At 40.9% G+C, this 26,783-nt stretch carries 17 protein-coding genes, 16 tRNA genes and 3 rRNA genes; 4 read left to right on the top strand and 32 right to left on the bottom strand.

Features of this window, described 5'->3' with window-relative positions; genetic code table 11:
- Positions 1–243: 243 nt before the first annotated feature.
- The 5 genes from QNH17_RS06015 to queG form a co-directional block, all read right to left on the bottom strand.
- The gene (locus QNH17_RS06015) at positions 244–2,139 is read right to left on the bottom strand and encodes a PrkA family serine protein kinase (protein WP_144554722.1); all 1,896 of its coding nucleotides are present in this window, start codon (positions 2,137–2,139) and stop codon (positions 244–246) included.
- Positions 2,140–2,462: 323 nt separating this feature from the next.
- Positions 2,463–3,212 carry an oxygen-insensitive NADPH nitroreductase gene (gene nfsA, locus QNH17_RS06010; protein ID WP_283877856.1) on the bottom strand — a complete coding sequence of 250 codons (750 nt, stop codon included), beginning with the start codon at positions 3,210–3,212 and terminating at the stop codon, positions 2,463–2,465.
- A gap of 51 nt (positions 3,213–3,263) precedes the next feature.
- The gene (gene trmL, locus QNH17_RS06005; RefSeq protein WP_283877855.1) at positions 3,264–3,737 is read right to left on the bottom strand and encodes a tRNA (uridine(34)/cytosine(34)/5-carboxymethylaminomethyluridine(34)-2'-O)-methyltransferase TrmL; all 474 of its coding nucleotides are present in this window, start codon (positions 3,735–3,737) and stop codon (positions 3,264–3,266) included.
- Positions 3,738–3,810: 73 nt separating this feature from the next.
- Complete coding sequence (locus tag QNH17_RS06000) at positions 3,811–4,683, bottom strand: amidase domain-containing protein (RefSeq protein WP_283877854.1); 873 nt, start codon at positions 4,681–4,683, stop codon at positions 3,811–3,813.
- Positions 4,684–4,767: 84 nt separating this feature from the next.
- Positions 4,768–5,898, bottom strand: a complete 1,131-nt coding sequence (gene queG, locus QNH17_RS05995; RefSeq protein ID WP_283877853.1) for a tRNA epoxyqueuosine(34) reductase QueG — start codon at positions 5,896–5,898, stop codon at positions 4,768–4,770.
- 112 nt (positions 5,899–6,010) lie between these two features.
- On the opposite strand from queG, the gene QNH17_RS05990 reads away from it, so the two are divergent.
- Complete coding sequence (locus tag QNH17_RS05990) at positions 6,011–6,682, top strand: B3/B4 domain-containing protein (RefSeq protein ID WP_283877852.1); 672 nt, start codon at positions 6,011–6,013, stop codon at positions 6,680–6,682.
- A 75-nt stretch (positions 6,683–6,757) separates the two neighbouring features.
- On the opposite strand, the gene QNH17_RS05985 is transcribed toward QNH17_RS05990, so the two are convergent.
- The 20 genes from QNH17_RS05985 to QNH17_RS05890 form a co-directional block, all read right to left on the bottom strand.
- Positions 6,758–6,831: transfer RNA gene (locus tag QNH17_RS05985), tRNA-Gly, on the bottom strand.
- 455 nt (positions 6,832–7,286) lie between these two features.
- Positions 7,287–7,368: transfer RNA gene (locus tag QNH17_RS05980), tRNA-Leu, on the bottom strand.
- Between the two features lie 27 nt (positions 7,369–7,395).
- Positions 7,396–7,481, bottom strand: a tRNA-Leu gene (locus QNH17_RS05975).
- A gap of 42 nt (positions 7,482–7,523) precedes the next feature.
- Positions 7,524–7,597 (bottom strand) — tRNA-Cys (locus tag QNH17_RS05970).
- 8 nt (positions 7,598–7,605) lie between these two features.
- Positions 7,606–7,680: transfer RNA gene (locus QNH17_RS05965), tRNA-Gly, on the bottom strand.
- Between the two features lie 4 nt (positions 7,681–7,684).
- Positions 7,685–7,759 (bottom strand) — tRNA-Gln (locus QNH17_RS05960).
- A gap of 28 nt (positions 7,760–7,787) precedes the next feature.
- Positions 7,788–7,863, bottom strand: a tRNA-His gene (locus tag QNH17_RS05955).
- Between the two features lie 11 nt (positions 7,864–7,874).
- Positions 7,875–7,948, bottom strand: a tRNA-Trp gene (locus tag QNH17_RS05950).
- Between the two features lie 5 nt (positions 7,949–7,953).
- Positions 7,954–8,038: transfer RNA gene (locus QNH17_RS05945), tRNA-Tyr, on the bottom strand.
- Positions 8,039–8,085: 47 nt separating this feature from the next.
- Positions 8,086–8,158 (bottom strand) — tRNA-Phe (locus QNH17_RS05940).
- A gap of 5 nt (positions 8,159–8,163) precedes the next feature.
- Positions 8,164–8,240, bottom strand: a tRNA-Asp gene (locus tag QNH17_RS05935).
- Between the two features lie 2 nt (positions 8,241–8,242).
- Positions 8,243–8,316, bottom strand: a tRNA-Met gene (locus QNH17_RS05930).
- A gap of 156 nt (positions 8,317–8,472) precedes the next feature.
- Positions 8,473–8,548 (bottom strand) — tRNA-Val (locus tag QNH17_RS05925).
- Between the two features lie 37 nt (positions 8,549–8,585).
- A tRNA-Glu gene (locus QNH17_RS05920) sits at positions 8,586–8,660 on the bottom strand.
- An 18-nt stretch (positions 8,661–8,678) separates the two neighbouring features.
- A tRNA-Ser gene (locus tag QNH17_RS05915) sits at positions 8,679–8,770 on the bottom strand.
- 5 nt (positions 8,771–8,775) lie between these two features.
- A tRNA-Asn gene (locus QNH17_RS05910) sits at positions 8,776–8,850 on the bottom strand.
- A gap of 19 nt (positions 8,851–8,869) precedes the next feature.
- A 5S ribosomal RNA gene (rrf, locus tag QNH17_RS05905) occupies positions 8,870–8,986 on the bottom strand.
- Between the two features lie 126 nt (positions 8,987–9,112).
- Positions 9,113–12,047: ribosomal RNA gene (locus QNH17_RS05900) — 23S ribosomal RNA — on the bottom strand.
- A gap of 204 nt (positions 12,048–12,251) precedes the next feature.
- Positions 12,252–13,789, bottom strand: a 16S ribosomal RNA gene (locus QNH17_RS05895).
- The 16S, 23S and 5S rRNA genes sit together here with 16 tRNA genes alongside, the layout of an rRNA operon.
- 261 nt (positions 13,790–14,050) lie before the next feature.
- Positions 14,051–14,926, bottom strand: coding sequence for a nucleotidyltransferase-like protein (locus tag QNH17_RS05890; protein ID WP_283877851.1), 876 nt, complete (start codon positions 14,924–14,926; stop codon positions 14,051–14,053).
- Positions 14,927–15,077: 151 nt separating this feature from the next.
- On the opposite strand from QNH17_RS05890, the gene QNH17_RS05885 reads away from it, so the two are divergent.
- Positions 15,078–15,419 carry a YgzB family protein gene (locus QNH17_RS05885; RefSeq protein WP_283877850.1) on the top strand — a complete coding sequence of 114 codons (342 nt, stop codon included), beginning with the start codon at positions 15,078–15,080 and terminating at the stop codon, positions 15,417–15,419.
- 87 nt (positions 15,420–15,506) lie between these two features.
- On the opposite strand, the gene perR is transcribed toward QNH17_RS05885, so the two are convergent.
- The 7 genes from perR to QNH17_RS05850 all read right to left on the bottom strand — a co-directional run bounded on the left by perR (position 15,507) and on the right by QNH17_RS05850 (position 20,461).
- Positions 15,507–15,944, bottom strand: coding sequence for a peroxide-responsive transcriptional repressor PerR (perR, locus tag QNH17_RS05880; protein WP_026564336.1), 438 nt, complete (start codon positions 15,942–15,944; stop codon positions 15,507–15,509).
- A gap of 107 nt (positions 15,945–16,051) precedes the next feature.
- Complete coding sequence (locus tag QNH17_RS05875; RefSeq protein WP_283877849.1) at positions 16,052–16,606, bottom strand: cob(I)yrinic acid a,c-diamide adenosyltransferase; 555 nt, start codon at positions 16,604–16,606, stop codon at positions 16,052–16,054.
- A gap of 249 nt (positions 16,607–16,855) precedes the next feature.
- Positions 16,856–17,326: a thioredoxin-dependent thiol peroxidase gene (bcp, locus tag QNH17_RS05870; RefSeq protein ID WP_283877848.1), complete on the bottom strand. Its 471-nt coding sequence runs from the start codon at positions 17,324–17,326 to the stop codon at positions 16,856–16,858.
- Between the two features lie 77 nt (positions 17,327–17,403).
- The gene (locus QNH17_RS05865; protein ID WP_313958721.1) at positions 17,404–17,799 is read right to left on the bottom strand and encodes an ion channel; all 396 of its coding nucleotides are present in this window, start codon (positions 17,797–17,799) and stop codon (positions 17,404–17,406) included.
- A 73-nt stretch (positions 17,800–17,872) separates the two neighbouring features.
- The gene (locus QNH17_RS05860) at positions 17,873–18,658 is read right to left on the bottom strand and encodes an ABC transporter permease (RefSeq protein ID WP_283877847.1); all 786 of its coding nucleotides are present in this window, start codon (positions 18,656–18,658) and stop codon (positions 17,873–17,875) included.
- A gap of 3 nt (positions 18,659–18,661) precedes the next feature.
- Positions 18,662–19,453: an ABC transporter permease gene (locus QNH17_RS05855; RefSeq protein ID WP_283877846.1), complete on the bottom strand. Its 792-nt coding sequence runs from the start codon at positions 19,451–19,453 to the stop codon at positions 18,662–18,664.
- Positions 19,454–20,461, bottom strand: coding sequence for an ABC transporter ATP-binding protein (locus QNH17_RS05850; RefSeq protein WP_283877845.1), 1,008 nt, complete (start codon positions 20,459–20,461; stop codon positions 19,454–19,456).
- 158 nt (positions 20,462–20,619) lie between these two features.
- Between QNH17_RS05850 and QNH17_RS05845 the strand changes: the two genes are divergently transcribed.
- Together QNH17_RS05845 and QNH17_RS05840 are read left to right on the top strand one after the other, a co-directional pair.
- A complete protein-coding gene (locus QNH17_RS05845) occupies positions 20,620–21,915 on the top strand; it encodes a glutamate-1-semialdehyde 2,1-aminomutase (protein WP_283877844.1) in 1,296 nt (431 codons plus the stop codon).
- Positions 21,916–22,231: 316 nt separating this feature from the next.
- Entirely contained in the window at positions 22,232–26,701 is a 4,470-nt protein-coding gene (locus QNH17_RS05840) for a glutamate synthase-related protein (RefSeq protein WP_283877843.1), read from the top strand.
- The last annotated feature ends 82 nt before the right edge of the window (positions 26,702–26,783 follow it).

Here is a 26,783-nt window from a genome sequence, read left to right as displayed (position 1 = left end):
AAATGCACAAATTTTCATCAAATACATATGATAACGCGAGTGAAAAATTAAGATAAATATGGATTACTTTATCCTATGCAGAAATAAAGAATAATTTACAAATTATTTCGACAATTGTGTATTCGCCTATAAAATTGGACAAAGTGTAAAGTGGGAGCATTACAGATTCTTCGTGAATTTGAATAAGGAAAAAAATAGACTGACAGATTTCCTTCTGCCAGTCCCTGCTATTTTAACCCCAACTTATCTATTTAATAGACTTCCAACATAACGAAGTAATTCATTCGCTGACGTTGTATTATAGCCATGTTCATCCACTAATCTTGCAACTACATTATTAATTTTCTTGAGTTGCTGTTCATCAGGTGTTTTTGAAGACGTGGTAATTTTCACAACGTCTTTTAGATCAGCAAACAATTTCTTTTGAATAGCTTCACGGAGGCGATCATGAGAATTATAGTCAAATCGTTTCCCTTTTCTCGCAAAGGCTGAAATCCTAATAAGAACTTCCTCCCTAAAGGCCTTTTTCGCATTTTCAGAAATACCAATTTGTTCTTCAATGGAGCGCATCAACTTCTCATCTGGATTGATCTCCTCGCCAGTGAGCGGGTCACGCAGTTTCGATTTATTGCAATAGGCTTCCACATTATCTAGGTAATTGTCCATTAAGGTTTTCGCAGATTCTTCATATGAATACACAAATGCCTTTTGGACTTCCTTCTTGGCAATATTATCATACTCTTTTCGGGCTAATGAAATATAATTCATATAACGTTCCCGTAACTCTGCGGTGATGGACGGGTGCTGGTCGAGTCCATCTTTTAATGATCTTAATACATCAAGTGCATTAATTGATGGTATTTCCTTTCGAATGATTGTTGATGAAATTCGGTTAATTACGTAACGAGGGTCGATACCACTCATACCTTCATCAGGATATTCCTTCTTCAGTTCATCCACATCAGCTGTATTAAATCCTTCCACGCTTTCCCCATCATAAAGGCGCATTTTTTTAAGTAAATCAATATCGCCTTTTTTCGGTTCCTTTAAACGCGTAAGAATAGTAAACATCGCAGCTACTTTTAACGTATGCGGTGCAATGTGAACATCAGAAACATCACTTTCATTGATCATCTTTTCATAAATTCTTTCTTCTTGTGACACCTTTAAGTTATACGGAATTGGCATAACAATAATCCGTGAATGCAGTGCTTCGTTCTTCTTGTTGGAGATAAAGGACCGGTACTCCGTTTCGTTCGTATGCGCCACAATTAACTCATCCGCACTAATGAGAGCAAACCGTCCAGCCTTAAAATTCCCTTCTTGAGTAAGAGACAGCAAGTGCCACAAAAATTTCTCATCACACTTTAACATCTCCTGGAACTCCATCATTCCTCGGTTAGCCTTATTAAGTTCACCATCGAATCGATAAGCACGCGGGTCTGATTCAGAACCATATTCCGCAATCGTTGAAAAATCGATACTACCCGTTAAATCAGCAATATCCTGAGATTTTGGATCGGATGGGCTGAATGTACCAATCCCTGTTCGTTTATCTTCGGAGAAAAAGATTCTTTCGACTAATACATCCTCAATCCTCCCGCCATACTCCTGTTCAAGACGCATCATGTTCAGCGGTGAAAGATTACCTTCAATGCGGATGCCATATTCATCAAAGAAGTCCTTTCGCAAATGATGTGGGATTAAATGGAGTGGATCCTCATGCATCGGGCATCCTTTAATAGCAAATACAGAGCCCCGATCAGTGAGCGAGTAGGCTTCTAGCCCCCTTTTTAACATGGTAACAAGAGTAGACTTCCCTCCGCTTACTGGACCCATTAATAATAAAATACGTTTTCTTACATCCAATCTTTTTGCAGCTGGGTGGAAGTATTCTTCCACAAGCCTCTCAAGCGACTCCTCTAAACCAAATAATTGATTGCTAAAGAATTCGTACTTCTTCGTCCCTTTTTCTTCTGTAATTCCTGCATCCTTAAGCATATTATAAACTCGTGAATGTGCCGACTGTGCAACCCATGGCTTCTCTTTCAACAACTGTAAATAGTCTGCGAATGACCCTTCCCAACGTAACTTTTCTTCTTCTTCGCGATACATCTCGATTTTTTTTAGAATATCCATAAGGCCCTCCCCCGTAGGTTAATCAGAGACGATTTAATATACTCTATGCTGATAAGCTTTTGAACATGCGTAACCATTGCAGTTAGCGTCTATCTTTTTTGTTACAATAAAAAGAATCTTCCTCTTTTCATTTTTATAAGATAGGCTATAATAAGACTATATGTGTGATAAAATTGAAAAATGTATGACGAAGGAGGATTACATAAATATGAACACTTTCATCGTTTGTTTAGTCATGGGTGCGTTTTTAGCGGCAATCTTCACATCAGGTTATAACGACAAACCAGGTTCAACCAAATAAAAGCTGCCGATTGGCAGCTTTTTTAGTGGAGATCCAGTTTATTTTTTTGAATAAATTCCTTCATGTACATTCTACTCTTCCGATCAAGCATCCTAGCCATTTGTTCTGTCCAGCGGTCTTTTCTTTTCCCATCTGTCCGCTCTTCATAATAGTTAGAAATTAAGTTATCATAATTTTGTAACTGGTCAATGTAAACCTCTTTATTTTGTTCATATTCGTCTTCATGATAAACATGTTCAAATGGCAGCCTCGGTTTTTTTTCATTTAATTTTGTCGGAAACCCAACTGCCAGTCCAAACAAAGGAATAACCCGATCTGGTGTTTTTAAAATCTTAGTTACCTCATCTAAATTATTGCGAATTCCACCTATGTAACAAATCCCTAACCCCATCGATTCTGCGGCAATCGCTGCATTTTGTGCGGCTAAAGATGCATCAATGAGAGCTACCATGAACTTTTCCGTGCTTTCAATCGAAGGGGTAACATCTATCTGTTCATTCTCCCCAATAATGGTATGGCGGTATAAATCTGCACAAAAGACAAAAAAGTGGCCGTTGTTTTCAACATATTCCTGATTGCCTGCAATCTCTGCTAGTTTTTTCTTTTTTTCTTTGTCTCTAATACCAATTATAGAGTAGGCCTGAATAAAACTGGATGTGGATGCCGATTGAGCACAAGTAATGATCGTTTTAATTTGTTCGTCTGTTAGTTGCTTGTCCTCAAAAAGACGATGAGAGCGGTGGTTTAATATTGTTTTGATAACTTCATTCATAACAATCTTCCTTTCCATTACTCAAAAGGGGGCCATTTTGGCCCCCTCGGATTATTGTAGATGCGCATAGTTTTGCTGCCTAAGCGCTTCATAGATAAGAATAGCGGCTGTATTGGACAAATTTAGAGAACGAATATTTTCATTCATAGGAATTCGCAAGCTGACTTCTTTATTATTTTCAATGACATCTTTCGGAAGTCCTGTTGTTTCACGCCCAAAGATAAAATAATAATCTTTACTTGAATTACTGTAATCAAAACTGCTAAAAGCCTTCTGTCCAAATTTTGTAATATAAAAAAATTCACCGCCTGCATTTTTCTCATAAAAGTCATCAAGAGAATCATAATAGGAGATATTAACGTGTTCCCAATAATCGAGTCCTGCTCTTTTTAGCATTTTGTCATCCGTAGAAAAGCCTAATGGACGGATTAGATGTAAATTTGTATCTGTTCCTGCACATGTTCTTGCAATATTTCCTGTATTGGAAGGGATCTGCGGTTGATATAAAACAACATTAATTGACATGGAATTCACCTCATGTAAAAACTCTACATGCAATTATACCATTATCATAGACCCTTTCAATAATTAAGCATCCTTAATCGATGATTGAAAAAAATCTGTATTTAATATTTGGCGTATAGGCGGATGAATCTTCGTATGCCCAATACCTCATTCGACTATTATACGTATGGGCATTAACTAACGGCATGCCATTTGCATCCTTACCCGTCACAATTGTATTATGATTAAACCGTCCATCCCCTTCAAAATCGTAACAAATTATATCTCCCAATAATAATTGGTCCGGACTGCTTACTTCCCTTGCCCGTAAACCAATTTTTGAATTAGCTAAGTATCCCTTTAGAGAGTGTGCCACTGCCCAACTATAGCTATAATTGCTTTTTTGGAGCCACCAACCTGCTGCCCGATTAGGATAGCCTCTCATCGGTGCTCCGCCACTATGAAGGCATTGTGAGATGAAATTGGTGCAATCATTTTCAAATTTTTTATATGCAGGATTATAGCTATTCCACCACCGTTCTGCATATTGAACAGCCTTTAAACGATTGTACTGAAAACTCAATCGCTCATCTAGGTCCTCTACAATAAATTCTGCAGGCGTTTGATAAGTTTCTTGAGGTGCATACGGATTAATTTCCTCATCCAACACTAAAGCCTCTTTATAAAACTTAGCTAATCTTTCTTCCACTTCTTCTTCCATATACAACAAACCTTTTTGCTTGATTAAATATTGATAATGGGCCTGATATTTTACCGTTTGAAATTCTTCCTCTTTATCAATTTCTATGATTCTGCCGGAAGCTTTTACTTTTACAACTTCAGCGGATCTTTTTGCTAATGTACTTTGCTTATTTTCAGCCTTTGGAAAAAATACTTTATGTGTTCTTTTATCGGAAACAAATTGACTGACTCTTTTTTCAAATAACTCTTGTATCAAATGAAGCATATTCCTCACCCCTTTCCTTCATACATATGTGAGAAGACAGGGATTCAATCAAAAAAATAAGCGAACCACTTGAGTTCGCTCATTTTACCTATAAAAACTTAAGGCTTTTTCTATTTCATTTTGTACTTCAAGATCCTGTTCATGTTCCTGAGCTTTATTTAAGGCCGCAAAAGCTGTCTCACCGCCAATTTTCCCAAGGGCCCAAGCTGCTGTTCCTCTTGAAACTGGACTTCCCTCATTCTCTAGAATATCTACTAAATCAGGAATGGCTGTTTCATCCTTAAAATGCCCAAGGGCAATAATTGCATTCCGTTGGATTGGCTTTTTCCCTCTCCAAGCACCAGATACATGTCCAAATTGAGCTTTAAATTCTCGATTACTTAATTTTAGAATCGGCCTTAATAAGGGTTTCGCCACTTCAGGCTGTGCTTCCAGTTCTTCATGAAAATGATAGTTCTTCCCTTTGTTAATAGGACAGGCAGTTTGACATGAATCACAACCATATATGCGGTTACCAATTTTATCTCTATACTCATCTGGAATAAATGTTTTTGTTTGTGTTAAAAAAGAAAGACAGCGTTGTGCGTTAATCTGTCCACCTTGGACCAAGGCTCCGGTGGGACAAGCATCCAAGCACTTTGTACATGACCCGCATTGGTCTTCTATTGGAGAATCAGGTTCAAAGGGAATACTTGTAATCATTTCACCCAAATACACATACGACCCAAACTCAGGTGTAATAATGGCGCAGTTTTTTCCACTCCAACCGATGCCAGCTCGTTCAGCTACGGCTCGATCTGAGAGCTCTCCCGTATCAACCATCGATTTTAACCTTGCATCAGGTACCTTTGTAGTGATAAACTCTTCTAATTTCTTAAGCCTATCATTTAGCACATGGTGATAATCAAGCCCCCATGAGGCCCTGCTGAAAATCCCTCTCCTCTCACCCTTTTTACTTTCAACACGGTGATTCATCTTGGAAGGGTAAGCAATTGCAATTGAGATGATCGAACGAGGTTCCTCTAGTAATAATGAAGGGTTCACTCGTTTCTCTATATCTGGTTCTTCAAATCCGGATTGGTAGTTGAGTGCCTGCTGCCTTATTAGTCGATTTTTTAATTCAGTGAACGTGTCAGATGTCGTAAAACCAATTTTATCAATGCCAATTACCTTACTATAGGCAATTATTTCTTCCTTTAACTCTTCAATATTCATGTGGTCCCCTCCCTTCCTTCGAAGTGATTTATAATAAATATGGATTGTTAAATTATTAGTTGCACATCTATTTATGATAAACTATTTTCATTGAATTTTGGAGGTGGAATGGTTGGAAATTAAACTCTCAGAGGAAATAATCGAGAAAATTCCTAACTTTAAAGTGGGGATCATTGTATATAAAAATATTACAGTCGCTGAATCACCGCAAATGATTAGAGGAAGACTTCAGCTTTTTCAAGAATCTATTTATTTTGATTTAGAAAATAAAAATGTTACTGAACTCTCAGGAATTCAGGAATGGCGTAACATTTTTAAAATATACGGGAAAGATCCCAATCGGTATCGTCCTTCAGTTGAAGCTTTGTATAGAAGGGTACAAAAACAAAATTTCCTTTCATCTATACAGAGTGCTACTGATATTAATAACTTTTTCTCCTTACAATATCAAGTACCTATTGGAATTTACGATCTGGATAACTTGAATGGAGCGATTAGCATTCGATTAGGAACAGAAGAGGAGGAGTATACTGGATTGAATGGGCGGATAAATTCTTTGAATCGTCTGATCGTATCTTCGGATAATGTAGGGGCCTTCGGAAGTCCATTTGTCGATTCGGATAGAGCACCTGTAACTTTTGCTACCCAAAATGCCCTGCAAGTAATATATTTGAGACCATCAACCGATGTTGAAAAGTCGATGAGATTAACAGAGTCATTAATGAACATGTTTATACAAATACATGGAGGAGAAGCGTCCTTCCAAATAATCAGGTGTCCATAGGGCACCTTTTTGTATAAGAAAAAACGCAACTCATCGTTCTCTAATGTAACGATAAACTGCGTTAGTTAATATGTATGGAGCGGGTGATGGGAATCGAACCCACTACATCAGCTTGGAAGGCTGAGGTTTTACCAGTAAACTACACCCGCATTATATAAATTAATGAATCAGCAACTTACCTTTATTATAATACACACTATTTTTACTATAGTCAAGGGGAAAATGCAGATTTTGTCGAAATCACTTATATAATGAGGAAAATGTACCTGGAATTAACCATCTTAGAAAAATAAAGCCTGTTTTCGAAAATAATGTTGTGATATCTCAAGCAGAGCCCATTTAAAATCGATATTTCGTGTGAAATTACACTTTACTATATGACTTTTTAGTTAGATTTAATGACTTATCCCTTCAATGGGCGAATTTTTAAGTTCTATGAGCGAATCTTGGGTATTAATGGGCGAATTTCGGCCTTCTTTGGGCGAATCTAGTGTTTCAATGGGCGAATTTAAGAAGCAATATGCTTTTAGAAAAGAGCGAAATAAAATTAAGTCAAAAAAAAGTTGCTCATAAAATTATGAACAACTTTTTTCAATCAATTTGATACCGGTGATCGGGGTCGAACCGATACTCCTCACGGAACACGATTTTGAGTCGTGCGCGTCTGCCAATTCCGCCACACCGGCGCGTATTAAAATGTTTTGATAAAGCAATGCCGAGGACCGGAATCGAACCGGTACGGTAGTCACCTACCGCAGGATTTTAAGTCCTGTGCGTCTGCCAGTTCCGCCACCCCGGCGAAATCTAATTACCTGTTCTTATCCATAGTTGGCAAATAATATGGAGGCGGCAACCGGATTCGAACCGGTGGTAAAGGTTTTGCAGACCTCTGCCTTACCACTTGGCTATGCCGCCATAAATATTGGAGCGGAAGACGGGATTCGAACCCGCGACCCCCACCTTGGCAAGGTGGTGTTCTACCACTGAACTACTTCCGCAAATTGGCTGGGCTAGCTGGATTTGAACCAACGCATGTCGCAGTCAAAGTGCGATGCCTTACCGCTTGGCTATAGCCCAATGTATACAAATTAATATTTTTATATGATGGGGCGACTGATGGGAATCGAACCCACGAATGTCGGAACCACAATCCGATGCGTTAACCACTTCGCCACAATCGCCACTATAAAATTGGCAGGGGTAGTAGGAATTGAACCCACACCAAAGGTTTTGGAGACCTTCGTTCTACCTTTAAACTATACCCCTATAAATGGTGGAGGGGGACGGATTCGAACCGCCGAACCCGGAGGGAGCGGATTTACAGTCCGCCGCGTTTAGCCACTTCGCTACCCCTCCACATATTATTCAAAATGCTAGCAGCTGGTGCAAGCAAAAATTAAAGGTGGCTCAGGACGGAATCGAACCGCCGACACAAGGATTTTCAGTCCTTTGCTCTACCGACTGAGCTACTGAGCCACAAGTGGCGGTCTGGACGGGACTCGAACCCGCGACCTCCTGCGTGACAGGCAGGCATTCTAACCAACTGAACTACCAGACCAATTGCGGGGACAGGATTTGAACCTGCGACCTTCGGGTTATGAGCCCGACGAGCTACCGGACTGCTCCACCCCGCGATAATAGAAATATAAAATTTAGTTCATGCGTTTAGTTGCATGAACTGTATCAATCTCAGTAAGCATATGCAAGAAGCAGCTCGATTGATACAACTCGCAGTTTTTTCATTGAAGCAACGCTCGTTGCTCCACCCCGCGATAATAATAATATGATTATGGTGGAGGATGACGGGATCGAACCGCCGACCCTCTGCTTGTAAGGCAGATGCTCTCCCAGCTGAGCTAATCCTCCATAATTTTGAAAGTTATTTCACTAGTGTGAATAAATATGGTGACCCCTACGGGACTCGAACCCGTGTTACCTCCGTGAAAGGGAGGTGTCTTAACCGCTTGACCAAGGGGCCATATCGTTTAAAAATTTATGGCGGAGAGCAAGGGATTTGAACCCTTGAGACAGGGTTACCCGCCTACACGATTTCCAATCGTGCTCCTTCGGCCACTCGGACAGCTCTCCATAAATGGCTCCGCAGGTAGGACTCGAACCTACGACCGATCGGTTAACAGCCGATAGCTCTACCACTGAGCTACTGCGGAATAATATAATAGTATTACAGCCTGGCAACGTCCTACTCTCACAGGGACGCGTGTCCCAACTACCATCGGCGCTGAGAAGCTTAACTTCCGTGTTCGGTATGGGAACGGGTGTGACCTTCTCGCCATAATTGCCAGACCATATATTCGACACTATTTTATTATAATGTTTTTTTCATATTTTTCAAGAGGAAAATTTATTTTTTTCATTCCCTCAAAACTAGATAATGCAGAAGAAGTGGTAAACTCGAATTCACCTTAAAATTAGGATAAGTCCTCGAACGATTAGTATCAGTCAGCTCCACATGTTACCACGCTTCCACCTCTGACCTATCAACCTGATCATCTTTCAGGGTTCTTACTAGCTTGCGCTATGGGAAATCTCATCTTGAGGGGGGCTTCATGCTTAGATGCTTTCAGCACTTATCCCGTCCGCACATAGCTACCCAGCGATGCTCTTGGCAGAACAACTGGTACACCAGCGGTGCGTCCATCCCGGTCCTCTCGTACTAAGGACAGCTCCTCTCAAATTTCCTGCGCCCACGACGGATAGGGACCGAACTGTCTCACGACGTTCTGAACCCAGCTCGCGTACCGCTTTAATGGGCGAACAGCCCAACCCTTGGGACCGACTACAGCCCCAGGATGCGATGAGCCGACATCGAGGTGCCAAACCTCCCCGTCGATGTGGACTCTTGGGGGAGATAAGCCTGTTATCCCCGGGGTAGCTTTTATCCGTTGAGCGATGGCCCTTCCATGCGGAACCACCGGATCACTAAGCCCGACTTTCGTCCCTGCTCGACTTGTAGGTCTCGCAGTCAAGCTCCCTTGTGCCTTTACACTCTGCGAATGATTTCCAACCATTCTGAGGGAACCTTTGGGCGCCTCCGTTACTTTTTAGGAGGCGACCGCCCCAGTCAAACTGCCCACCTGACACTGTCTCCCACCCCGATCAGGGGTGCGGGTTAGAATTTCAATACAGCCAGGGTAGTATCCCACCGACGCCTCCACCGAAGCTAGCGCTCCGGCTTCTCAGGCTCCTACCTATCCTGTACAAGCTGTACCAAAATTCAATATCAGGCTACAGTAAAGCTCCACGGGGTCTTTCCGTCCTGTCGCGGGTAACCTGCATCTTCACAGGTACTATAATTTCACCGAGTCTCTCGTTGAGACAGTGCCCAGATCGTTACGCCTTTCGTGCGGGTCGGAACTTACCCGACAAGGAATTTCGCTACCTTAGGACCGTTATAGTTACGGCCGCCGTTTACTGGGGCTTCGATTCAGAGCTTCGCTTGCGCTAACCCCTCCTCTTAACCTTCCAGCACCGGGCAGGCGTCAGCCCCTATACTTCGCCTTGCGGCTTCGCAGAGACCTGTGTTTTTGCTAAACAGTCGCCTGGGCCTATTCACTGCGGCTCTTCGAGGCTATTCACCTCAAAAAGCACCCCTTCTCCCGAAGTTACGGGGTCATTTTGCCGAGTTCCTTAACGAGAGTTCTCTCGCTCACCTTAGGATTCTCTCCTCGCCTACCTGTGTCGGTTTGCGGTACGGGCACCTTTTATCTCGCTAGAGGCTTTTCTTGGCAGTGTGGAATCAGGAACTTCGGTACTAAATTTCCCTCGCTATCACAGCTCAGCCTTCACGAGAGGCGGATTTGCCTACCTCTCAGCCTAACTGCTTAGACGCGCATATCCAACAGCGCGCTTACCCTATCCTCCTGCGTCCCCCCATTGCTCAAACGATAAAGAGGTGGTACAGGAATATCAACCTGTTATCCATCGCCTACGCCTTTCGGCCTCGGCTTAGGTCCCGACTAACCCTGAGCGGACGAGCCTTCCTCAGGAAACCTTAGGCATTCGGTGGATGAGATTCTCACTCATCTTTCGCTACTCATACCGGCATTCTCACTTCTAAGCGCTCCACCAGTCCTTACGGTCTAGCTTCAACGCCCTTAGAACGCTCTCCTACCACTGACATCAAAGATGTCAATCCACAGCTTCGGTGATACGTTTAGCCCCGGTACATTTTCGGCGCAGAGTCACTCGACCAGTGAGCTATTACGCACTCTTTAAATGGTGGCTGCTTCTAAGCCAACATCCTGGTTGTCTAAGCAACTCCACATCCTTTTCCACTTAACGTATACTTTGGGACCTTAGCTGGTGGTCTGGGCTGTTTCCCTTTTGACTACGGATCTTATCACTCGCAGTCTGACTCCCACGGATAAGTCTTTGGCATTCGGAGTTTGTCTGAATTCGGTAACCCGATGAGGGCCCCTAGTCCAAACAGTGCTCTACCTCCAAGACTCTTACTACGTGAGGCTAGCCCTAAAGCTATTTCGGAGAGAACCAGCTATCTCCAAGTTCGATTGGAATTTCTCCGCTACCCACACCTCATCCCCGCACTTTTCAACGTGCGTGGGTTCGGGCCTCCATCCAGTGTTACCTGGACTTCACCCTGGACATGGGTAGATCACCTGGTTTCGGGTCTACGACCACATACTCATACGCCCTATTCAGACTCGCTTTCGCTGCGGCTCCGTCTCTTCAACTTAACCTTGCATGGGATCGTAACTCGCCGGTTCATTCTACAAAAGGCACGCCATCACCCATGAACGGGCTCTGACTACTTGTAGGCACACGGTTTCAGGAACTATTTCACTCCCCTTCCGGGGTGCTTTTCACCTTTCCCTCACGGTACTGGTTCACTATCGGTCACTAGGGAGTATTTAGCCTTGGGAGATGGTCCTCCCTGCTTCCGACCGGATTTCACGTGTCCGGCCGTACTCAGGATCCACTCAGGAGGGAACGAAGTTTCGACTACAGGGTTTTTACCTTCTCTGACGGACCTTTCCAGGTCGCTTCATCTACCCCGTTCCTTTGTAACTCCATGTTGAGTGTCCTACAACCCCAAGAGGCAAGCCTCTTGGTTTGGGCTATGTCCCGTTTCGCTCGCCGCTACTCAGGGAATCGCGTTTGCTTTCTCTTCCTCCGGGTACTTAGATGTTTCAGTTCCCCGGGTATGCCTTCCATACCCTATGTATTCAGGTAAAGATACTGTTCCATTACGAACAGTGGGTTTCCCCATTCGGAAATCTCCGGATCAAAGCTTACTTACAGCTCCCCGAAGCATATCGGTGTTAGTCCCGTCCTTCATCGGCTCCTAGTGCCAAGGCATTCACCGTGCGCCCTTTCTAACTTAACCTAAAAGGTTTATAACTCTTACTAAATAAGAGAGAAAAACTAAAATGGCGATTACTCGATGTTTACTTTGCTTCTTCATTACGATTATCTAGTTTTCAAAGAACGATTAAAAAAAGCTTTGAGAGAATTGCTCCCTCAAAACTAAACAAACAAAGATCGTGTACAAACTGTTTTGTCTGGCTCACAGGTCCAGCTTTATCCTTAGAAAGGAGGTGATCCAGCCGCACCTTCCGATACGGCTACCTTGTTACGACTTCACCCCAATCATCTGTCCCACCTTAGGCGGCTGGCTCCTTACGGTTACCCCACCGACTTCGGGTGTTACAAACTCTCGTGGTGTGACGGGCGGTGTGTACAAGGCCCGGGAACGTATTCACCGCGGCATGCTGATCCGCGATTACTAGCGATTCCGGCTTCATGCAGGCGAGTTGCAGCCTGCAATCCGAACTGAGAATGGTTTTATGGGATTGGCTAAACCTCGCGGTCTTGCAGCCCTTTGTACCATCCATTGTAGCACGTGTGTAGCCCAGGTCATAAGGGGCATGATGATTTGACGTCATCCCCACCTTCCTCCGGTTTGTCACCGGCAGTCACCTTAGAGTGCCCAACTAAATGCTGGCAACTAAGATCAAGGGTTGCGCTCGTTGCGGGACTTAACCCAACATCTCACGACACGAGCTGACGACAACCATGCACCACCTGTCACTCTGTCCCCCGAAGGGGAAAATCCTATCTCTAGGAGTGTCAGAGGATGTCAAGACCTGGTAAGGTTCTTCGCGTTGCTTCGAATTAAACCACATGCTCCACCGCTTGTGCGGGCCCCCGTCAATTCCTTTGAGTTTCAGCCTTGCGGCCGTACTCCCCAGGCGGAGTGCTTAATGCGTTAGCTGCAGCACTAAAGGGCGGAAACCCTCTAACACTTAGCACTCATCGTTTACGGCGTGGACTACCAGGGTATCTAATCCTGTTTGCTCCCCACGCTTTCGCGCCTCAGCGTCAGTTACAGACCAGAAAGCCGCCTTCGCCACTGGTGTTCCTCCACATCTCTACGCATTTCACCGCTACACGTGGAATTCCGCTTTCCTCTTCTGCACTCAAGTCCCCCAGTTTCCAATGACCCTCCACGGTTGAGCCGTGGGCTTTCACATCAGACTTAAAGGACCGCCTGCGCGCGCTTTACGCCCAATAATTCCGGACAACGCTTGCCACCTACGTATTACCGCGGCTGCTGGCACGTAGTTAGCCGTGGCTTTCTGGTTAGGTACCGTCAAGGTACCGGCAGTTACTCCGGTACTTGTTCTTCCCTAACAACAGAGCTTTACGACCCGAAGGCCTTCATCGCTCACGCGGCGTTGCTCCATCAGACTTTCGTCCATTGTGGAAGATTCCCTACTGCTGCCTCCCGTAGGAGTCTGGGCCGTGTCTCAGTCCCAGTGTGGCCGATCACCCTCTCAGGTCGGCTACGCATCGTCGCCTTGGTGAGCCGTTACCTCACCAACTAGCTAATGCGCCGCGGGCCCATCTGTAAGTGTCAGCCGAAACCGACTTTCAGCTTTTCCTCATGAGAGGAAAAGGATTATCCGGTATTAGCACCGGTTTCCCGGTGTTATCCCAGTCTTACAGGCAGGTTGCCCACGTGTTACTCACCCGTCCGCCGCTAGACTCCGAAGAGTCTCGCTCGACTTGCATGTATTAGGCACGCCGCCAGCGTTCGTCCTGAGCCAGGATCAAACTCTCCAAGAAAGTTGATTAGCTCATTTGTTACGTTGGCTTAGTTCATAATTGAAACTAAATTTTATTGTTTGTTTGCACGATTTTGTTTGTTTAGTTTTCAAAGAACAATTAACATCGCCCGCAAGCGACTTTATTAATATAACACATAGCATTTAATACTGTCAACATTTTTTAACCGTCACTTACGAAAACAAAAACTCTAATGTCTCGCAGCGACGGTTATTAATATACCAAGTAATTCTTAAAAGGTCAATATGTTTTCAATATTTTTTACAATGATTTTTTATTAAGACAATAGCCTCTATGAAAAACACCTTGGCCTTTAGTTTCTATATTCACTACATCAATTAAATGTTTGTCAATTAAATATTCAAGCAATACTCCTAGATCCACTGAATAAGGGATCAATTCTTGTTCATTCATAATTTCATTGAATAACCAAACTTCCCTGCTGCTTAGTACTTCTAAAAAATGACCTGTCCCCATTTTAGTCCTCGAATGGATCATAAATTCACTTGCAAGGAACAATAGTTCTAATCTTTTTTCAAGCGTTTCTTCACTGTACACGAGCTCCTCATATAATTTATAAATTTCAGGCTCTATCTGTTTTACTTGATTCCAAACAGTTAACTCTGGGTGAAGCCCATTTTCTAGTACAGCCAACCTTGCAAGGTGATGCAGGGAATGAACAACATAATTGTATGCATCTAAAAACTGATGACTTTCAAATAATGCTTTCCCATCCACATAGCGTCGAATCAATTTTGCAAATTCTAAACCCATTTTTATTTTACGGCCATTAAAAGGAAAATCACGCAATTCTGTTTTTAAATTGGCCACATATTCGTTCCGGTCAAATATGATTTTTGCCTCATAAAGCCATTCAAATATTTTTCGATTCGATCCTAATAATATCCATTCATTCAACTGCTCTTCCGTGATGATATGCATGGCTGCCTTTTTATCATAATAGGAATAGTGCTTGATAAATAATGGCTGCTCTGCTTCTTTTACAAGGACTAACAGAATTACATCAAATGAATCTGTTATATGACTTAACTTTTGTTTTTTCTCTACCATCAATACCCCAAGAGTATTCATTTGGCTCGCCCGTTCTTGATAAATAGGCCGAAGGATGTCTTCCATCTATCATTCCTCCATTTTTTTCAGGTAGCAATATAACTTCGACAATGAAAACAAATCTCCTTCTTTCTTCAGAGACAAATTTCGACATTCTTCATCCTTGCTTTTTCCTTCTTACCATAATTATGGTATAGTTTCTATAGGAGGGAGTAACATGGCAAGATATTCGAGTAAAATAAATAAAATTCGTACCTTTGCATTATCATTAATTTTTATTGGTTTCATTGTTATGTATGGCGGGATCTTTTTTCGAACTTCTCCACTTATTATGACCATTTTTATGATTTTAGGATTACTTTTTATTATCGCAAGTACCATTGTTTATTTTTGGATTGGAATGCTATCAACAAAAACAATCCAAGTAACATGCCCTAGCTGCAAAAAGCACACAAAAATGCTTGGTCGAGTGGATATGTGTATGTATTGTCGGGAACCATTAACCCTTGATCCTAATCTAGTAGGCAAGGAATTTGACGAGTCATATAATAAAAAATAAAAAGAGGAAGACATAAACCATAATTGCTAAAAAAGCTACTGTGGTTTGAGTCTTCCTTCTTTATTTTCAAAAATCTGCTACTTCAGTTTAATGTACCTCTTTACTTGCACATTCCGGACAGGAACCATAGATTTCCATGCGGTGATTTTCGACTTTGAAACCTGTTACATGGGAAGCTAAGTGCTCCACTTCATCTAAGCCTGGATATAGAAAGTCAACTATTTTTCCACACTTTTCACAGATGACATGATAATGATGGGATGTAACAAAGTCAAATCGGCTTGAGGCATCCCCGAAAGTCAATTCCTTTACAAGACCGACTTCACGAAATACTCGTAAATTATTGTAAACCGTTGCCACACTCATATTCGGAAATTTCCCTTCAAGGGCTTTATAAATATCATCTGCAGTAGGATGTGACATTGAGTTTATTAAATATTCAAGTATCGCATGACGTTGTGGAGTAATGCGTACCCCTGTTTCCTTTAAGGTATCCAACGCTTCTTTTAACTGATTCATCGCCATGCACCTTCTTTCTAAAAAATATTCTTACTTTATAATTGTTATAATTAATTTTACTAAGTAAATTGTACTTTTGTCAATATTGTTATCTCATTAACATGTAATGTCTATTATCCTTTTCCGTGTAATGTCTGTTCAGGTGCCCTAAATTGAAAATTTACATAGCGTGCAGTCACAAACAATAAGTCGGAAAGTCTATTTAAATAGGCTAATACAAGTGGATTTACATCTTCGCCTAATCCAACAGCGCATCTTTCTGCCCTCCTTGCTGTTGTTCGCGCCACATGAAAAGCAGCACCTGCTGGATGTCCCCCTGGCAAGATAAAATTTGTTAACTCAGGAATTGCCCCATTCCATTCATCAATCTGTTTTTCTAACTCTTCAATATCTGATAAAGTAAGTGCCCACTTTACTTCCATTCCTTTAGGTGTTGCCAGCTCTGCACCGACATGAAAGAGATTTGTTTGTATTTTATGATAAATAGTATCAATTATTTCTTTTCCTTGAAAATTTTCCTTATTTAAATAACTAAGCGCAAGGCCAATCATTGAATTGGTTTCATCACAAGTGCCGTAAGCTTCCACACGTAAGTCGTTTTTCGCCACTCTTTTTCCGTAAATAAGTGAAGTTGTTCCTTTATCACCGGTTTTAGTATAAATTTTCATGTATTTATCCCCCTGTTAATAAACGCGACTTCAAGACATCTTATTATGCGAGTATTTTTTCATCATAACACCGGTTTGTATATTTAGAAAACTCATAATATACAAATCTTATTTAACTCCATAAAAAAAGGGGCCACTATGGACCCAAATTTTATCTGAGGAGGTATGCCCTAATAAAAGGATATTCAATCTCTCGTTTCTTGCATTGGACAAATGCCTTTCCTTTACAAAATAGGCTTCAGTTAGGAATTAGCTGAGCTGCTCCCTAATGTATGTTAAAGCTTCATCAACATGACCCTTTACTTTGACATTTCTCCATTCTTTCACAAGCTTGCCTTCCTTATCAATAATAAATGTAGACCTTTCGATCCCCATATATTCTTTGCCAAAGTTTTTCTTTAACTTCCATACCCCGAAAATATCCGCTAACTGATGCTCTATATCTGCTAGAAGCAGAAAAGGTAATCCATATTTCTCGACAAATTTTTGATGACGGTCAACAGGGTCAGGACTTACCCCCAAAATAACGGCATCCACTTCAGTAAATTGTTGAATTTGATCTCGAAAATCGCATGCTTCTGTGGTACATCCAGGCGTCATATCCTTTGGATAAAAATACAAAACAATATTGGTGCCTCGGAAATTTTTCAGATTTACTACCTCACCATTATTAGCCTTCAACTCAAAATCAGGTACTTGCATTCCAATTTCAACGGTCATCTTTTACCACTCCCTATGTAATTCCTTAGGGTAAGCGTAACAAAATTCACCCATATAAAACAACTATCCTGCATCTATTATAGTGTTTCCCGGTCAAACATAACTCGAGCTACAAATGCTGCTGGTAATGTATAACCAATCAACGCTTCTGCAACTGTAATAATCCTTCCTATCCCTTGTGGAATGACATCACCATTGCCAACTGAAAATAAGGTCATCGCACTAAAATAAAAACTAGTCTCAAAAATATTCCTATTATCTTGATTATTTACTTCCATCAACAAGGAAATGCCGATTAACTCAAAAAGTAAATAAATAAGGCCAAATCCAAGAATGACAGTCAAATAAACAGAGCCTAAATACAAAAAATTATCAATCGATACTAACTTACCTTTAACTGTATTGGGAATAAAAAGCGTTCTTAAACTCATGAAGATGCAAAAAATAACGATTGGTAGTAAGAAAAAAAACACAATAAACCACCTCAAATTTAGCTTCTGGTAGTTTATTTCTATGCTAGCTTGGACAATAAAATATCTGAAATAGCTAATTCCCTGCTCCTCTATATTTCTTAACACCTTGATTCCATATCATAACGGCAATCACGAAGAAACTAACACCAATTACAGGTGTTAAAAATGAGTACCAAAACCATTCCTTTTTGCCAAGAAAAAAGGCAGCGGGGTAGACACCAACAAAGGCAAATGGCAGCACCCAGGTTAATACAAAACGAATGAGTTTATTGTAAATGTTTACTGGGTATCTGCCATAATTACTAATGTTGTACATCATCGGCATTAGCGACGTACGGGCGTCCGCCCAAAAGCTAATGCAGGCAATCATAATGAAAACTCCTCCATAAACAAGTGCACCACCGATGACAAAAAGGATAAATAGAAATGGATCAAACCAGTGCAATGAAAGGTCAAGTCTGTTTCCCGAATAAAACATCACAGCAAGTCCAGTAATGGCCCCCAATAAGGACTCTAGTTCAATCCTCTCAAGGATAATTTGAAAGAGGCTGTGGATAGGTCTTGTTAAAATTCGATCCAATTCCCCCTTCACGATATACCGTTCATTAAAATCCCAAATATTAAAAAAAGCAGAAAAAACAGCAGATGGGACGAGGAAAAATCCATAAATAAAAATGATTTCATCCCTTGTCCAGCCATTAAGTAAATTGGTATGGCCAAAGACAACTACTATAAAAATTAAATTTATCGCTTGCGATAATAGATCCGAAAAAAATTCAACAAAAATATCGGCTCGATATTGAAGTCTCGTTTTTAAATACTGAGATAGGTATTGAAAAAACATTGAAATATAAAACAACTCTTACCCCCCTTGAATAATCAGTTGTTTCTTTGCCAAGGACCAAAGAATTTGAATTGGAAAAAATAAAAGGATTACCCAAACAAATTGTTGAATGATTGCATCGATCGCCTGTGATTGAGAAAAACCTTGGGTCACAATCATACTCGGAAAATAACTAATTCCTTGAAAGGGAAGATATTTCATCACATCCTGGGCCCATCCTGGAAAAAAGCTAATCGGCAATAACAACCCAGAAAACAAATCGATGACAACACGTTTGGCTCGAATCAGCCCAGAGTTATTATATATGAAGAAAGTAGTAATCCCTGTCAATAAATTCAACTCCGTATTAATAAAGAAACTCAACAAAATTGAAATGGCAAACAATCCCCAAACACTAAGATCCCATGTAAACTGTACTGGAAAGACAAAATAAACGATAATCAGTCCTGGAGCCGAAAAGAAGAATAGCCTGAAAATCCCTTCCCCTAACCCCTGCATAACTTTCATCCCCAGGTAATTATAGGGCCTAATTAGTTCAACAGCGACCTTCCCTTCCATAATTTCTAAGGCCATTTCACGATCAAGGTTGTTAAAATAAAAGGCACGCGCCATCCAGGAAACAGCTACATATGTAGTCATTTGCGCGACTGAAAGACCCACGATTTCTTCCTTCGAACCGTAAATGGCGGACCATAGAAAATAATAGGCACCAATGTTAATACTATAAATTAGAATTCCTGTGTAATAATTAGTTCGGTATGCCAGCATCATTAAAAAGCGGATTCTAATCATCTCAAGGTATTTATCCACTTATACCGCACCCTTTTCATAAATATTTCGAATGATCTCTTCCGTTGACGTTTCATTTATTTTGACATCTTTTATTTTAAATTCAGCTACGACTTGAGCAATGACTTGTGAGATAATTTCATCATTATCTTCCAGTGTGGCCGTAAAGATTTGCTCCTTTTCGTCCAGGTCCCACTTTACAGGAATTTCACTTGTTAGTTTATGCACAGCAGACAGTTCGACATGTTCAAGAAACTGAAACTGAATCTCTTTCCCTTCGCCCCATTTCTCCTGAAGATTCTTTAATGCCCCATCATATATGACCTTACCTTCATCTAACATGATTACTCGCTCGCACAATGCCTCAATATCTGTTAAATCGTGTGTAGTTAAAAGAATCGTAGTTTGATATTTCTCGTTAATTTCTTTTAAAAAATCACGAATTTTCAACTTTACAAGTACATCTAATCCAATCGTTGGTTCATCCAAAAATAATAATGGAGGATTGTGAATGAGCGCAGCAGCTAGTTCGCATCTCATTCTCTGACCAAGCGATAATTTTCTTACTGGCTTATCTAAAAGTGGTTCAATATCTAATGTGTGAATCACATGATTCATGTGGGTGTTATAATCTTCATCGGATACCTTGTACACTTTTTTCAAGAGGCGGAAAGATTCCTGAACAGCAATATCCCACCACAATTGGGAACGTTGCCCGAACACAACCCCAATTGTTTGGACAAATTTTTCCCGTTCTTTATGCGGGTTCATCCCGTTTACAATGATATCTCCTGATGAAGGTGTTAAAATTCCGGTCAGCATTTTTATGGTTGTAGATTTTCCTGCTCCATTCTCACCGATATAACCCACCATTTCACCTTTTTTTACAGAGAAATTAATATCATTAACTGCAGGAACAATTTTATAATTTCTTGTTAATAAATCCCTAAATGCCCCTTTTAAACCTGTTCGGCTGGAATATGCCTTAAATTCTTTTCGCAAATTATTAACTTCTATTACGTTTTTCATTTTCTCCCCCCGAAACAATGACCTAGAGATTTAGTTTAGCCAAATAAGGTTGATAAAACAACAAGCACGCCTTCATAAAATATCCGAATAGTTAAACAGACAAATATTAGCTAAAAAAGTGCTAAAATGGGATAGAAATGATTGAAGGGGGAAAATACATGAATTTTATTAATTCTGAAAGATTACATAATGAAGCACTAGAACATATTGTCGGCGGAGTAAACAGCCCATCACGGTCCTATAAAGCGGTTGGCGGTGGAGCACCCGTGGTAATGGAACGGGCTCAAGGGGCATACTTTTGGGATGTAGACGGAAATCAATATATTGACTATCTCGCTGCGTATGGTCCAATTATAACAGGACATGCCCACCCACATATTACTGAAGCAATCAAACGCGCAGCAGAAAGTGGTGTCCTATATGGTACACCAACACCACATGAAGTCAAATTTGCAAAAATGTTGAAAGAAGCCATTCCTTCGATGGAAAAAGTTCGGTTTGTAAACTCTGGTACAGAAGCTGTGATGACAACAATACGCGTTGCCCGTGCATATACAGGCAGAGATAAAATCATTAAATTCGCAGGCTGTTATCACGGTCATTCTGACCTCGTCCTGGTTGCAGCTGGCTCCGGTCCATCAACATTAGGTACACCAGATTCTGCTGGAGTTCCAAAAAGTATCGCACAAGAAGTAATAACGGTTCCTTTTAATGATATTGAACCATTTAAAGAAGCATTAGCGAAATGGGGAGATCAAATCGCAGCTGTGTTAGTGGAGCCCATTGTTGGAAACTTCGGGATTGTTGAACCAAACCCTGGTTTTCTGCAGCAGGTCAATGACTTAACCCATGAAACAGGTGCGCTTGTGATATATGATGAGGTAATTACAGCGTTCCGGTTTATGTACGGTGGTGCCCAAAATTTATTAGGGATTGAACCAGATTTAACCGTCCTCGGAAAAATCATTGGCGGCGGCCTGCCAATTGGCGCCTACGGTGGACGGAAAGAAATTATGGAAACAGTAGCTCCGCTTGGTCCTGCCTATCAAGCAGGAACTATGGCAGGAAATCCAGCATCCATTCTTTCGGGAATTGCCTGTCTCGAAGTGCTAAAACAAGAGGGTATTTACGATTACCTAGACCGTTTAGGTGCCATTCTTGAAGAGGGAATTTTAGAGGCTGCGAAAGAAAATAATATCGATATAACAATCAACCGTTTGAAAGGTGCTCTAACTGTTTATTTTACAAAGGAAAAAATTGAAAACTATGTTCAAGCAGAAAATACAGACGGAGAAACGTTTGCAAAGTTTTTTAAGCATATGCTCCATCAAGGAATAAATCTTGCTCCATCCAAATATGAAGCATGGTTTTTGACAATCGCTCATACAGATGAGGATATCGAGGCCACTTTACATGCAGTAAGAAATGCATTTTCTTCACTTGCGAACGAATAAATATACAATTTTTATGCACTAAAGGAAGTGGAAATCACTTCCTTTTATTTTTTAAAACGCTTTGAAAACGTTTACATTAACATGTTCCCTCAATTATCAAACGCGTATTATCCACTATTTTCTTATCCAAAACAATGTATATTTATTTGATTTCTGAAAATTCTTATGATACTATTAAATTATTATTTTTATATTTTTCCTTTAACAATATACCACGTTAAAGTGACAAACGAATGACAACCACGATGATATACTTAAACTTTTAGTTTCATAGGAGGTGAATGGCCTTAGCAGATAACTGCTAAAGCCTAATATGATGACACAAAAATGGACCCCTTCCCTATTCAAAGATTTCCACAAACAAGAACATGATGCTTGCGGAATCGTCGCATGTCTTGAAAAAACTAAGCGCCCGACTAGAAAAAATATTTTTGATTGTATAGATGCGCTTGTGACTATGAATCATCGTGCTGGTTTTATAAATGGAGAAGGCGACGGTGTCGGCATTCATACCGATATCCCAGTTGCGCTTTGGAAAGAAAAATTGCTTCAGGCAGGTCAGGAACCAACGCTTGCCGAAAAAGAAGAATTTGCTGTTGGCCATGTTTTCATTAGTCAAAAAGTAAACTGGAAAACTACTAAACAAGAATTACTTGAAAAGTTAGAAAAACACAACTTTGATGTAGTATTTGAAACAGATCAAGTAACTGATTCTTCAGCACTTGGTCCAATCGCAATTCAAGAGAATCCTGTGTTCTGGCAATTTGCCTGTCTTTCTTCAAAAAACGGCCAAGAATTAACAAAGAGCCTTTTCGAAGTAATAATTGATTTTGAAACAAATGATCAAGTTCATGTTGCTTCATTAAGTCACAACCATGTTGTATACAAGGTAATGGGTGCAGGGGATATTCTCCCACGTTACTATCATGACCTTGCAAATCCACTTGTAGCTTCTACCATGACACTTGGACATAATCGTTATTCTACAAATACATTATCAAGCTTTTTCAGAGTACAGCCATTTAGTGTTCTTGGACATAATGGAGAAATTAATACCATTGCCAAACTTCGTGATGAAGCAAGAATGATTGGTGTGCCCCTTGTCAAAGATGGCAGTGACTCTCAAGATTTAAGCCGGACGATGGAAACATTAATTTGCCGCGAAGGTTTTTCATTATTTGAAGCAATTGATGTTTTATTCCCGCCAATCATCAATGAAATTAAGGCATACCCTGAAAATCTACAAGATTTATATACCTACCTTAGAGAAGCCTGGGGGCATTTTGCTCAAGGTCCTGCTGGTATTATTTCAAGATATGGTGATGAAGCCGTATTTAGTGTTGATGCACTAGGACTTCGTCCGCTATGGATGCTCGAGACAGAAAGCTCTTATTTATTTTCATCTGAACCAGGGATCATTTCTTCGAGTGAATATGTGAATGAACCAAAGCCTTTAGCACCAGGTGAAAAGGTTGGCTTTAAATGGAATGGTGACACGCTTGAAGTTTATGAGCAAGATCGTTTTCAGACTGAAGTGTATTCCCGTTTTTCTGAAAAGTTAAATATTAGTGAAGTTAGAGCTCGTTTGCTTCCTCCTTCTTTAGGAAAAACAGTGACGATGACATATCCTGACAAAATCCATAATGGACAATATAAGGCATTTGGCTGGGAACGAGATCATATCCAATTAATCGAACAAATGGCGGAAAAAGGTGTGGAACCAATTCGTTCGCTTGGTCACGATGCCCCACTAGCTGCACTTAACCCAGAAAGAAAAAATATTGCTGATTACTTTAAAGAAAGTGTAGCGGTTGTAACGAATCCTGCAATTGACAGGGACCGTGAGACTGAGCATTTTTCAACACGTGTCATTATCGGAAAACGTCCAACACTATTCAATAAAGAAAATAACGAAACAGTTATTGAGTTAACTACCCCTCTATTATTGGAAGGGAAAGCAGGCTTTGACTTATCTGAGAGTTTAGGTCAGCCAAGTTTTGATCAAGTTGTTTCCCATTTTCAGGCGCAGAAGCTTGTAACCTTTATTTCTGCTACATTCAGCAAAGAAGAAAAGCTCGAGCAAGCGCTAGATAGACTTGCCAATGAAGCCGTTCAGGCAGTTCAAGCAGGAAAATCGTTGCTTGTTCTGGATGATGCAAAAGCACATCAGGAAGATTTCTATTGGATTGATCCTCATTTAGTAACGTCAGTCATTGATCAAGCACTTGTTAAAGCAGAAATAAGAAGAGACTGTTCATTAGTTCTACGTTCTGCTGCAATTCGTTCTCTTCATGACATCATTACTGCATTTGGATTAGGTGCAGATTTAATCAGCCCTTACTATATGTTCTTAACGGTTCTTGACGAGACTTCAAAGCCTTTAACAAATCTATTTAGTGCTCTTACAAAAGGGCTGGAAAAAGTAATCTCAACAATTGGTATTCATGAACTACGTGGATACGGCCGCCTATTCTCAAGTATCGGCTTACATGAGGATATTGCTAATCTATTAAACATTGTAAACTTTTTTGGTTCGAAAGAACTTGAAACTGATTTTGAAGCAATGAAACTTGATGCCTTATCAAGAGCCGAAGCTTACCACAATGAAAAGGAAAGAGTCGGAAAGACTTTCCATCTCTTCCCACGGATTTGGAAGGCAATTGGTGAAATAGCAGCTACAGGTGATTACAATGTTTATCGTGATAAAATCACTGAACAAGAAACAGAGAATCCAACAACGATTCGTCATTTAGTTCAGCTTAAACAAAGTAATAAAAAGTTAGCACCAGCAGATGTCGACCTTCGCGTCGGTGACCATGATTTACCGTTCATTATTTCTTCCATGTCTTTTGGTTCTCAAAATGAAACAGCATTTAGAGCCTATGCCGAAGGAGCAGACCGTCTAAACATGGTCAGCTTAAATGGTGAAGGCGGAGAAATTAAAGATATGCTCGGTAAGTATCCAAAAACTAGAGGACAGCAGATTGCCTCTGGAAGATTTGGAGTCAATGCGGAACTACTTAACTCATCCAATTTATTAGAAATTAAAATTGGTCAGGGTGCAAAGCCTGGTGAAGGCGGTCATCTACCTGGTTCAAAGGTTACGGCAAAGGTTGCCGAAGCACGTAATGCAACCCTTGGATCAGATTTAATCTCACCATCAAATAACCATGATATCTACTCAATCGAAGATTTAGCGCAAATGATCCTGGAATTAAAAACAGCTAATGATCAAGCAAAAATCGCTGTTAAGGTTCCAGTTGTACCGAATATTGGAACAATTGCTGTAGGGATTGCTAAAGCGGGGGCTGATATTATCACTTTGAGCGGCTTTGACGGCGGGACAGGTGCTGCAAGAATTCACGCGCTTCAACATGTTGGATTACCGGTTGAAATTGGCGTAAAAGCTGCCCATAATGCCCTGCTAGAAAGCGGCCTTCGCCACAAAGTAGAACTCTGGGCTGATGGCGGTATGAAAAGTGCAATGGACGTTCTGAAAATTATGCTGCTTGGCGCTAACCGTGTTGGCTTTGGGACATTATCGATGCTGGCAATTGGTTGTACTACATGCCGTGGCTGCCATTTAGATACTTGTCACGTTGGAATTGCCACTCAAATTGAATCAGAAGCTCAGGCGAAAGAGCACGGTCTAAGACGTTTTGTGCCTCGCCAATTGGACTTAGCAGTACAAGGAATTATGAATCTCTTTACTGCATTTGCAACAGAATTAAAGGATCTTTCAGCTTCAATTGGAATTCGCAATCTACAGGATGCAGTAGGTCGTTCTGATTTATTAGAGCAAGTCAAAGGTCAAGGGCAACTAAGCCTCTCCTATTTGCTAAAACCATTAGAAATCAGTCAATTTGCAAAAACCGAAGCATCAAAATCAATTGAAGAAGTTCAAATGCAAGTAGCTGTTGGAGCAGAGTACCTTGATGGCAGTGTAGATCAATTACACTCTTCTCGTGAATTCACTAGTGTCACATCCGAACAGCGTGTGTTAGGAAGCCGAGTATCTTGTCACCGTGTCCGCGGCAGACTTGATGGTTCATATAAGCAGTTACCATCCGTCCAGCTAAAATACAAAGACGGTTCCATTCCTGGTAATGGATTAGGCGCCTATAATAGTGAAGGAATCGAAATCACCGTTAATGGCGGCGGTCAAGATGGTGTCGGAAAAACATCCTTTGGTGGAAATATCCAAATTTTAAAATCAAAAGGTAAGAATGGTCAATTTTATAATGGTTCCGTAGGAAAAGGATTTGGCTATGGAGCTCAAAAGGGACTTCTTATCGCTCAAGGTAATGCAGATGCGAGAGCAGGAATTCGTCTTTCTGGGGCTGATTTAATTATTGGAGGCACTGTAAAAAAACCACTTCCGGAAAATGAAGCAGGTAATATTGGATCAAATGCTAATATTAAAGGGTTTGCCTTTGAATATATGACAAATGGCCGAGGCCTTGTTTTAGGAGACCCAGGTCCATGGATTTGCGCAGGAATGACAGGCGGGGTTGTTTATATTCGTCAACAGCCTGAGATGAGATTAACGAAAGAAGCAATTCATAGAAGAATTGCTAAAGGCGCAAAGGTTTCAGTTGTGGACTTAAATGAGAAAGGCAAGCAGGATATTAACGAGCTATTAAGTCAATATACCGACTTGCTTGAACAGAATGGTCAGGCTGAAGAAGCACAGCAACTTCGCGCACTACTAACAGATGTAGAAAATCACTTTGTGCAGGTGCTTCCTGTCAAAGAACAAGCTGATCCATCTGTATCTACAGAATGATTTATTAATAACAAGTTTAACGACGTCCGCTGTTTCAGCGGACGTTTTTTATTCCAACTTTTTTTAACAAATATCAAAAAAA

Origin of the sequence: Neobacillus sp. SuZ13, from assembly GCF_030123365.1 — a bacterium.
Taxonomy (GTDB): domain Bacteria; phylum Bacillota; class Bacilli; order Bacillales; family Cytobacillaceae; genus Neobacillus.
The sequence above is the reverse complement of the archived record's forward strand: the minus strand, read 5'-3'. Positions and strand labels throughout refer to the sequence as shown.

Excerpts from the sequence above, each read along its gene's own strand:
- QNH17_RS06015 (WP_144554722.1), bottom strand. The coding sequence starts at position 2,139 with ATGGATATTCTAAAAAAAATCGAGATGTATCGCGAAGAAGAAGAAAAG.
- nfsA (WP_283877856.1), bottom strand. The coding sequence starts at position 3,212 with ATGAATGAAGTTATCAAAACAATATTAAACCACCGCTCTCATCGTCTT.
- trmL (WP_283877855.1), bottom strand. The coding sequence starts at position 3,737 with ATGTCAATTAATGTTGTTTTATATCAACCGCAGATCCCTTCCAATACA.
- QNH17_RS06000 (WP_283877854.1), bottom strand. The coding sequence starts at position 4,683 with ATGCTTCATTTGATACAAGAGTTATTTGAAAAAAGAGTCAGTCAATTT.
- queG (WP_283877853.1), bottom strand. The coding sequence starts at position 5,898 with ATGAATATTGAAGAGTTAAAGGAAGAAATAATTGCCTATAGTAAGGTA.
- QNH17_RS05890 (WP_283877851.1), bottom strand. The coding sequence starts at position 14,926 with ATGGAAGACATCCTTCGGCCTATTTATCAAGAACGGGCGAGCCAAATG.
- QNH17_RS05885 (WP_283877850.1), top strand. The coding sequence starts at position 15,078 with ATGGCAAGATATTCGAGTAAAATAAATAAAATTCGTACCTTTGCATTA.
- perR (WP_026564336.1), bottom strand. The coding sequence starts at position 15,944 with ATGGCGATGAATCAGTTAAAAGAAGCGTTGGATACCTTAAAGGAAACA.
- QNH17_RS05875 (WP_283877849.1), bottom strand. The coding sequence starts at position 16,606 with ATGAAAATTTATACTAAAACCGGTGATAAAGGAACAACTTCACTTATT.
- bcp (WP_283877848.1), bottom strand. The coding sequence starts at position 17,326 with ATGACCGTTGAAATTGGAATGCAAGTACCTGATTTTGAGTTGAAGGCT.
- QNH17_RS05850 (WP_283877845.1), bottom strand. The coding sequence starts at position 20,461 with ATGAAAAACGTAATAGAAGTTAATAATTTGCGAAAAGAATTTAAGGCA.
- QNH17_RS05845 (WP_283877844.1), top strand. The coding sequence starts at position 20,620 with ATGAATTTTATTAATTCTGAAAGATTACATAATGAAGCACTAGAACAT.
- QNH17_RS05840 (WP_283877843.1), top strand. The coding sequence starts at position 22,232 with ATGACACAAAAATGGACCCCTTCCCTATTCAAAGATTTCCACAAACAA.